We start from the raw sequence: 8,386 nt of genomic DNA, 5'->3' as shown, positions 1-8,386 counted from the left end.
GAGATATAGCCCCAGTCAGAAGGACTATCAAGCCCAAAGTTGACAGTAATCCCGCTAAGTTGGCATTAGGCGTATCGCGCAGGGGACCCAGTTTGGAGAAAGGACCAAAAATCCAGTAACCATGAGCCATCCCAACTTCTAGCCCTCTTCTGAAGGGAGTTAGCCCTGGGCGATAGGCGGGCAAGTTATTGATGAACCACTTGACTAAAGGAGAAGCATTAATCGGTGTTTCCAGATTGCCCCGTTGTGGATCGCGCCATTCAGGAAAAACGACTTCGCGATTTCTAGGATCGCTGGGAAGATTTTTTGATGCATCTACTGCTTGCGCCATATTTTCTGTGTGCCTCTAAAGAAAATTCTTGTGGCATGATTTTACATTCATAATAATTCTTAATTGTCACTAAATTTCATTTTTGCAAGTCTAGTTTAGAAAAATTAATTTAGCTGTTTTAATTTTTTTAAATTCAGATGAAAACTCACACATTATCTATATAATTACCAGTTTCAAGCAACTGTGTTTACTATATTGTTGTTCATCTAGGCGAACCTATAAGTTAGGAGTTTGAAACTATGAACTATTAACTATGAATTATGAATTCACAATTCATAATTCATAATTTCTCACTCCTAACTTTTCTTAAAAACCTACGGTAATGGATGGAAAAGTAGGTCTGGGAACCAATTGTTAAAGAGAATCAAAATAACTGCAGTCACAATCAAATTGACAAACAACAGAACTGGTGCCAGAGAAAGATATTGAACGAAATAATTTGGCTGTTTTTCCGCCATGAACCATTCTCCTCAATAAGTCAGTTAAATGAGTGATTTTTGGATGGATTGAGAATTGTTATGTGAGTTGTTAGTTGTTAGTTGTCAAAAAAGACTACTAACTCCTAAACCACTCCAAATCTAAAATCCTCACTAGCGTGGCGAGATGGGAATTTCCTCATCTTTCGCTGTCAGTTGACCCGAAAGCAATTCCTTTATGGATGCGATGGGCCAAGTAAAGCCTGACAGCATAATTGGCAGTGCCTTTGGTACCTCAATTTTGATTTCCTTCCATTCCACATCACCGCCTTCTTTTTTGATTGTTTGTAAATAGGCACGACCTACCCAACCAATCCAGCCAGCAATGTAGAGGAAGAGAATGCTAGGAATTAAGAAATCACCAGCGTGGTCAAGACTACCATCCACTATCAGGTGAGGTAAACCTTCAGGACCACACAGCGCTTGAGAGTAGCGCTCAAATCTTTTTTCCCCTGAATTGGGGTCACCGGTGGTATTGCGGGCAGTTTGTACCCGCTCTTGGAAGGTAGGAGATTCACTGCATGGCACAAGATCTGCCCCAACGGCAAATGCCTTTGGGGTGAAGTTGAACCAAATACAAATCGCTAGAACCAGAGCAAACAAGCAACGCATGGAATTGTTTCCTTTTATGACGAAACAAAAAGTTTTTTGTACAAAACGAGGCGGCTTGTACAATCTTGATATGCAGAACTAGGATGTCATGATACTCTTGCGCGTGAACCGAGTAAAGTTAAAGTAAATAAAAGTTAAAGCTTCTCAAACAAGTTCTTAGAGGCAAAATTCTTGAATGGCAACCGTTTTAGCAATAGAAACTAGCTGTGATGAAACTGCCGTGGCGATTGTGAACAATCGTGAAGTTTGTAGTAGTATTATTGCCTCACAAATTCCAGTCCATCAGCAGTATGGTGGAGTTGTGCCGGAAGTCGCATCCCGGCAGCATTTAGAAACAATAAATGGGGCGATCGCCCAAGCTTTGGAACAAGCAGCAGTAGATTGGGGCGAAATTGATGGTATCGCCGCGACTTGTGCACCTGGACTAGTAGGGGCGCTCTTAGTCGGATTAACTGCCGCCAAAACCTTAGCAATGGTACATAATAAACCATTTTTAGGTGTTCATCATCTCGAAGGTCACATTTACGCGACTTATTTGAGTGAGCCAACTTTAGAGCCTCCTTTTCTTAGCTTACTAGTCTCTGGTGGTCACACGAGCTTAATTCATGTCAAAGATTGTGGTGTGTACCAGACCCTAGGAGAAACTCGTGATGATGCTGCGGGTGAAGCGTTTGATAAAGTGGCACGTCTGTTGCATTTGGGATATCCCGGCGGACCAGCAATTGACAAGCAAGCATTGCAGGGAAATCCACAAGCCTTCAGACTACCAGAGGGGAAAGTTTCTCTACCAGAAGGTGGATATCATCCGTATGATGCGAGTTTTAGTGGGTTAAAGACAGCAGTGCTGCGGTTGGTACAGCAATTTGAGAAAGATGGACAGTCTTTACCAACAGAAGATGTGGCGGCTAGTTTTCAGGAAACTGTAGCACGTTCCCTCACCAAAAGAGCAATAACCTGTGCTCTTGACTATGGTCTTTCTACCATTGCCATTGGTGGAGGCGTAGCAGCCAACAGTGGGTTAAGACAACATTTACAACAGGCAGCACAAACTCACAACCTACGCGTGCTATTCCCTCCCCTAAAATTTTGTACCGATAATGCCGCTATGATTGGTTGTACTGCTGCTGACCATCTCAACAGAGGTCATACCTCGCCTCTTACCCTAGGCGTTCACTCTAGGTTAGCGCTAAGCCAAGTTATGGAGTTGTATCAAACTGGTACACACAATCTTTAACTTGACTTTATTAACAATTCACAACTGACGATTGATTCTTGACAAGAGAGCGAATGTGAGTCGCAACTGCATCCGGTTGTTCCAACATTGCTAAGTGTCCGCAATCAGGAATTTCGATCACATTGTCACCACAGTAAGAAAAAAGAGGGTGAAAGCTAGCTAAATGACGGACATACTTAGGTTCCATAACCTTATCTTCCGCACCAGCTAAGAAATAAATTGGTTGCTTAAGTTGAGCAACCAGCCCAGGCAAACAGTTAATTTCTTCCTCTGTTGTAGAATCTAGCAATGCTCCTAAAGCAGCTTCTGGATCTGCAACAACAAAATCAATAACTCGCTGCCGTGCCCAATTACGCTCCAAAGGACGTGCTACACTTGCTCTAGTAAACAGTAAATCAATCAGAGGCAATTGCCCAAGCCATTTAGGGCGAACTTGTAAAAACCGCTGACCCGCTGAACGAAACTGCTCAAAAGCTTCTTTAAGATAAATTCCACCGCCTGAGTTAATACAAATAACTCCTTTGACACATTCTGGCATTTGGGCAGCACCCCAAAGGGCGATCGTCCCTCCCAAAGAGTGACCAATCAACCAAGCACTCTTAACGTTTAGCTGTTGCAGAAGATCTGCTAAATCTTGAGTATAGGCAGCCGGAGTATATACAGAATCAAAGGGATCAACAACTGCACGACTAGATTTAGTACTTAGGCTGAAATAATTTTGTTCTTGACTAAAATCAGTTTTTAATTTAGATTGCGACTCGCCAAAACCTCTTAAATCATAAGAGAGACACTGAAAATCATCTGACAACCGAGAAATTACAGGTTGCCAGTATCCACGGCTATTGAGCCATCCGTGGATAAAAACTAAGGTGTGGGGGTAGTTCGTAGGAGCTGTGAGTTCGTATGCGTGTGGAACGCCCAAGATTTCGATGGTTGCCATATTTCTATCGTACCCCGTTCAGTTCGGGAGTTGGCAAGATAAGGAGATTGGAAAATGGAGGCACATGAATTCTGGTGTCATACACAATTTATTCTTAAATGTTTCCGTTTTAGCTAATTTCTTCTTAGCTCCACAACAAAATGCTAAAGTTGAAAAAGACTAGTGTAAGATGCACGCTTGATGACTACTGTCATCGGAAAATTCCGCCAACAGACAAAACAACTGTATGTGTTGCGGAATACAACGTAGGTAGTTGAATCACAAGTGAATCAGCACTCTTATCTGTCAAAACCACCTCGTATATACTACCTGAACCACGTTGGCATGGGTTTTTGGAAAACTTGGTTTAGTACATCAGAAGCTAACTCAACAACTAGGACAACACCCTCAGAGGAGTATGCAGTTGAAACTGTAGGTAACTCAGATTTGAATGGTGTTGGCGAAGTTCATCAGCAGGAAACTCGCATAGTTTTTAGTACTGAGCGAGATATTGACCTGTATGAACTAGAGGAACTATGCGATTCAGTCGGTTGGTCGCGTCGTCCTTTGCGAAAAGTAAAAAAAGCTATTGAGCATAGTTTTCTTGTCGCCTCTATGTGGCAAGTGCGAGGAAACAAAAGGCGACTTATTGGCTTTGCCCGTGCGACGTCAGATCATGCCTTTAATGCCACAATTTGGGATGTGGTAGTTCACCCAGACTTTCAAGGAAAAGGACTGGGAAAGGCACTTATGAAATATGTACTCAAAAAGCTCAGGAGCGAAGAAATTAGTAATGTGACTCTTTTTGCTGACCCCCATGTTTTAGATTTTTACCGGAGTTTGGGGTTTATGTCCGACCCCGAAGGCATCAAAGGTATGTTTTGGTACCCTCATTAATTTTTAAGAGACATTACTCTCATAACTTTTGCATAGGGAACGAAACTGTTTACAAAAATCAACAAAGTATGGTATAGTGTTGATGCAAGTTTGGCAACATATCAAGTTATCTTAAAAAAAAGCTTTTGAGTATCGTCAAAAAGCAACAACTAAGTTAAGATAATAAATTAATCGGGATGTAGCGCAGCTTGGTAGCGCGCCTGCTTTGGGAGCAGGATGCCGCAGGTTCAAATCCTGTCATCCCGATATCATAGTAATAAGCAAAAAACCTATACCTGAACACAGGTATAGGTTTTTTCATTTTTTCATATAGTATAACCACTAATCAGCGCAAGCAAACAACACATAATACCAAATTGCGTTCTTTTGTATAGCACTCCTATTTGAGTTTTGCCAAGCTTCGTACACCTTTATTCCTTCTTCAGAGTTAAGCGTTCGGGTGTTCCCTGTTAAGAGTTCCCTATTCCCTGTTCCCTATTCCCTGTTCCCTGTTAAGAGTTCCCTATTCCCTGTTCCCTATTCCCTGTTAAGAGTTCCCTATTCCCTGTTCCCTATTCCCTGTTAAGAGTTCCCACCTTGAGCGTGCAAATGACTCAAGTATACATAAATGAATTTCGTTCTTTTTTAGATATACCATCAAAAAAATAAATCAAAAAGTCAAAACTGGACTGTGCTGCAACTATTTGTTTGATTTGTCAGACAATGTACACTGAAATTGCATATTTTCCCGGAAGCAGTAATCATGTTGCTTTGCTATTTTTTCTTTTCTATTAGGCAAAACAATTTCCAAGTATTAAGTCGCACAAGAGAGGAAATATGTAAACCTTGAAACATTTTCAGCAGATGTAAAAGGAACGATCTCATATTTATTGTCGTCAACGATAACTGAAAAAGCCAATAGAATGGCAAAAGACACCCTTGAAGTGAACAGTACACTTTTCGCCGCTTTTGTTAATCTACAGCAATCATCTACCATCCGAGTGCAATTCTTAGTAGGGCGAAATTAAAATACCAAAAACAGCACAGTCAATGAGCAAAAAAGGTAGTATATCTAGAACTGGTTAATACTGTGCAAATCCAACTATATTGTCAGACTTGATTTTAGAGGTATTGATGCGGGGAGAAATTATGAATTTATTAGTTCGCTGGGGCACAACATTGACTTTAGTTGGGAGTACTCTGCTAGCAACAGTTTTTAGCGGAAATGCTCCAGTGCTGGCATTGACAGAACAACAAATTAAAGAAAAATTAGATCCAGTACCTGTGTTTTTGATTACTAACAACCAGGGTGTACCTCTGACTCGTACTGTGGCTAACAATGGTCAAAATGGTCAAAACGCTCAAAACGCTCAAAAGAAACAAGCTACGGTCACAGACGTTTTTATGAGCGGACAGGAAGCTCAGGCTTTTATTAACGAACTGCGGAATGTCAAAGGTAAAGATCCAAAAATGGCAGAAATGTTAAAAAGCCTGCAAGTGACGCCAGTACCTTTGGGGATGATTTATCAGAAACTTCAAGAAAATGCTAAGAAACCAGACAGCCTAGTGTTTGCTTTTAATCCTGGAAGACAGGATTTAGAAGGAGCAGTCACACTGCTGCGCCAAAACGGTAAAGAAGTTAAGCAGTTCCCAAGTGTCCCTGTTTTTATTGTTAGATCTCCGGATAAGGGATATGTATCCGTCAAACGGAAGACTGACAACAAGGAAGTTATTCCTCTGTTCTTGAGTCAAAAAGACGCCCAAAGTTTATTAAGCCAGGTAAAGCAACAAGTTCCCAAGGCTGATATTCAAGTTGTAGACATAGACGGAGTTATTAAAACTTTGAAAGAGAAAAATGACACTTGGCTAAGTCAAGTATCTATAGTACCATCTACCGAGAGTATGCAGTATGTCGTTAGTAAGCGAGGCAATGCTCCAAATCAAAACCCCTCTGCCAAACCCGGCGCACCAGCGACTCCTAAGAAATAATAAATTTCTGCCTTAAGATAGAGGCATGGCAGATAAACAGTTATCAGTAACTGGTTTACAACTTTGGCAGTGGCGTAACGTGGCAATTCAAGCTGCAAACGCCACTGGTATTTTACCTACTGAAGTCGATTGGTTACTACAAGAAGTCGCTGGATTAGACCGCTTGGCATTGCGTTTGGAATCATACAAACACCAGGCTGAGATTCCTTTAAAGTTATCTTTTGAGAATTTAGATAAACTCTGGCAGCAGCGATTAAATGAACACTTGCCAGTACAATATGTTGCAGGAGCGACTCCTTGGCGAAAGTATAAAATCGCTGTGTCAAACGCGGTTTTGATTCCCAGACCAGAAACAGAGTACTTGATAGATTTAGCTGTCGCTGCTGCTAGAAAAAGTACGGTGACACCGTCTTTAGAGCAAGGACACTGGGCTGACTTAGGAACTGGTAGTGGGGCGATCGCCATTGGATTAGCAGACGTTTTCACCACAGCAACCATTCACGCTGTTGACTACAGCCATGAGGCGTTACTGGTTGCAAAAGCAAACGCCCAAAATTTAGGTTTTGGGGAGCGTATTCAATTTTATCAAGGTTCTTGGTGGGAACCTCTGGCATCGCTCAAGGGTCAATTCAGCGGAATGGTATCTAACCCGCCCTATATCCCCACCAACATTATACCTACTCTACAGCTTGAAGTCGTTAAGCATGAACCACATCTAGCTTTAGACGGTGGAATTGATGGCTTAGATTGCATCCGCCATTTGGTAGAAATTTCTCCCATTTATCTACGTTCAGGTGGGGTTTGGCTGATTGAGATGATGAAAGGACAGGCGGATACTGTGCGAGAAATGTTGCACAATCAAGGAAGTTACTGTAATATTCAGATTCATAAAGATTTAGCTGGCATTGAGCGCTTTGCTCTGGCATATACAAAGAGCTAACATCACCAATAAAGAACTCACCAACTCAGCACAGTGAACAGTGAATTGATAACTGGTGAGTGATAACTCAATTCTGAGTTCTCGGTTCTGAATTCTGGGTTCTGTTCATGCAAGTTTCCCTAGACACCCTTATCTTAGGCGCACGTGCTGGTAAATTAATCAGCTTTCCTACAGATACTGTTCCTGCTTTGGCTGCAATACCCGAACAAGGAAGGTTAATTTACGCCGCGAAGCAGCGTAGTCGAGAAAAACCCTTAATATTAATGGCAGCGAGTGCTGAAGAAATCTGGTCTTTCACCACGGGTAGTGACCAAGAGTATGAAATTTGGCACAGAGTTGCCAAGAAATATTGGCCAGGAACAGTGACTTTGGTGTTGCCTGCTTCAGCTAGCGTACCACAAGAAATGATTTCTATTTTTGATGGAGATTCAGCTCCTCAGAAGGATAAGCTTATTTCTGACAGGACAATTGGAATTCGAGTGCCTAATTGTAGAATTGCCCAAAGTATCTTAGCGCAAACAGGTCCTCTTGCAACCACCAGCGCTAATTTATCAGGTCAACCTCCCTTACAAACAATGGCAGAGATTTCGGTACAGTTTCCTGATGTTTTGACTCTAGCGGCGACGGAATTTCAAGACGAGGTGCACGGAGATGGTGTTCCTTCGACTGTTGTGAAATGGACTGGAGAGAATTGGCAAGTTTTACGACAAGGTGCTACGAAGATAGATTTTAAGCCTTGAAGTCGATAAGTTTTATGTAATATCAAATCCGTTTGTATCAATATGATTTCTTTGTCATACTCTGTTTCCTGTGCGTCTGGAGTGGTTTTTTTATTAATCCGATACTACAGGATTTAATCTCAACTGTGAAATTAAGGCAAGGGTGCATCTGGAGACAAAAGCAAGTTGGGAAGAATTAAAACGAGAAGTACATAGGCAGAAAGTTGGCGATTTTTTACTCCCTTCCCGCCAGAAGAATACCTAATTTAACGAACCGCCAAGACGCCAAG

At 41.8% G+C, this 8,386-nt stretch carries 9 protein-coding genes and 1 tRNA gene; 6 read left to right on the top strand and 4 right to left on the bottom strand.

Translation table 11 applies throughout. The annotated features are described in order from the left end of the window. The 3 genes from DP116_RS29530 to DP116_RS19840 all read right to left on the bottom strand — a co-directional run. Window positions 1–331: photosystem I reaction center subunit XI (locus DP116_RS29530; RefSeq protein ID WP_246275715.1), on the bottom strand; the 331-nt coding region annotated here is incomplete at its 3' end. A gap of 314 nt (window positions 332–645) precedes the next feature. Then, window positions 646–789 carry a hypothetical protein gene (locus tag DP116_RS19845; protein WP_048870973.1) on the bottom strand — a complete coding sequence of 48 codons (144 nt, stop codon included), beginning with the start codon at window positions 787–789 and terminating at the stop codon, window positions 646–648. A 132-nt stretch (window positions 790–921) separates the two neighbouring features. After that, complete coding sequence (locus DP116_RS19840) at window positions 922–1,419, bottom strand: Photosystem I reaction center subunit III (RefSeq protein ID WP_169156812.1); 498 nt, start codon at window positions 1,417–1,419, stop codon at window positions 922–924. Between the two features lie 175 nt (window positions 1,420–1,594). Between DP116_RS19840 and tsaD the strand changes: the two genes are divergently transcribed. After that, window positions 1,595–2,653 (top strand): tRNA (adenosine(37)-N6)-threonylcarbamoyltransferase complex transferase subunit TsaD, encoded by a 1,059-nt coding sequence (gene tsaD, locus DP116_RS19835; RefSeq protein WP_169156811.1) that lies wholly within the window; start codon window positions 1,595–1,597, stop codon window positions 2,651–2,653. 10 nt (window positions 2,654–2,663) lie between these two features. On the opposite strand, the gene DP116_RS19830 is transcribed toward tsaD, so the two are convergent. Continuing rightward, on the bottom strand, window positions 2,664–3,593 hold the full coding sequence (locus DP116_RS19830; RefSeq protein WP_169156810.1) for an alpha/beta fold hydrolase: 930 nt from the start codon (window positions 3,591–3,593) through the stop codon (window positions 2,664–2,666). A 324-nt stretch (window positions 3,594–3,917) separates the two neighbouring features. Here DP116_RS19830 and DP116_RS19825 point away from each other — a divergent pair, with 324 nt between their 5' ends. The 5 genes from DP116_RS19825 (at window position 3,918) to DP116_RS19805 (ending at window position 8,117) form a co-directional block, all read left to right on the top strand. Next, entirely contained in the window at window positions 3,918–4,469 is a 552-nt protein-coding gene (locus DP116_RS19825; RefSeq protein WP_169156817.1) for a GNAT family N-acetyltransferase, read from the top strand. A 172-nt stretch (window positions 4,470–4,641) separates the two neighbouring features. After that, window positions 4,642–4,715: transfer RNA gene (locus DP116_RS19820), tRNA-Pro, on the top strand. Window positions 4,716–5,597: 882 nt separating this feature from the next. Continuing rightward, on the top strand, window positions 5,598–6,437 hold the full coding sequence (locus DP116_RS19815; protein WP_169156809.1) for a Tic22 family protein: 840 nt from the start codon (window positions 5,598–5,600) through the stop codon (window positions 6,435–6,437). 25 nt (window positions 6,438–6,462) lie between these two features. Then, window positions 6,463–7,377, top strand: coding sequence for a peptide chain release factor N(5)-glutamine methyltransferase (prmC, locus tag DP116_RS19810; RefSeq protein ID WP_169156808.1), 915 nt, complete (start codon window positions 6,463–6,465; stop codon window positions 7,375–7,377). 107 nt (window positions 7,378–7,484) lie between these two features. Continuing rightward, on the top strand, window positions 7,485–8,117 hold the full coding sequence (locus DP116_RS19805) for an L-threonylcarbamoyladenylate synthase (RefSeq protein ID WP_169156807.1): 633 nt from the start codon (window positions 7,485–7,487) through the stop codon (window positions 8,115–8,117). The last annotated feature ends 269 nt before the right edge of the window (window positions 8,118–8,386 follow it).

This window comes from Brasilonema bromeliae SPC951 (assembly GCF_012912135.1).
In the GTDB taxonomy this organism is placed as follows: Bacteria; Cyanobacteriota; Cyanobacteriia; order Cyanobacteriales; family Nostocaceae; genus Brasilonema; species Brasilonema bromeliae.
Note: the sequence above shows the minus strand (reverse complement) of the source record. Positions and strands in the feature narration are given on the sequence as shown.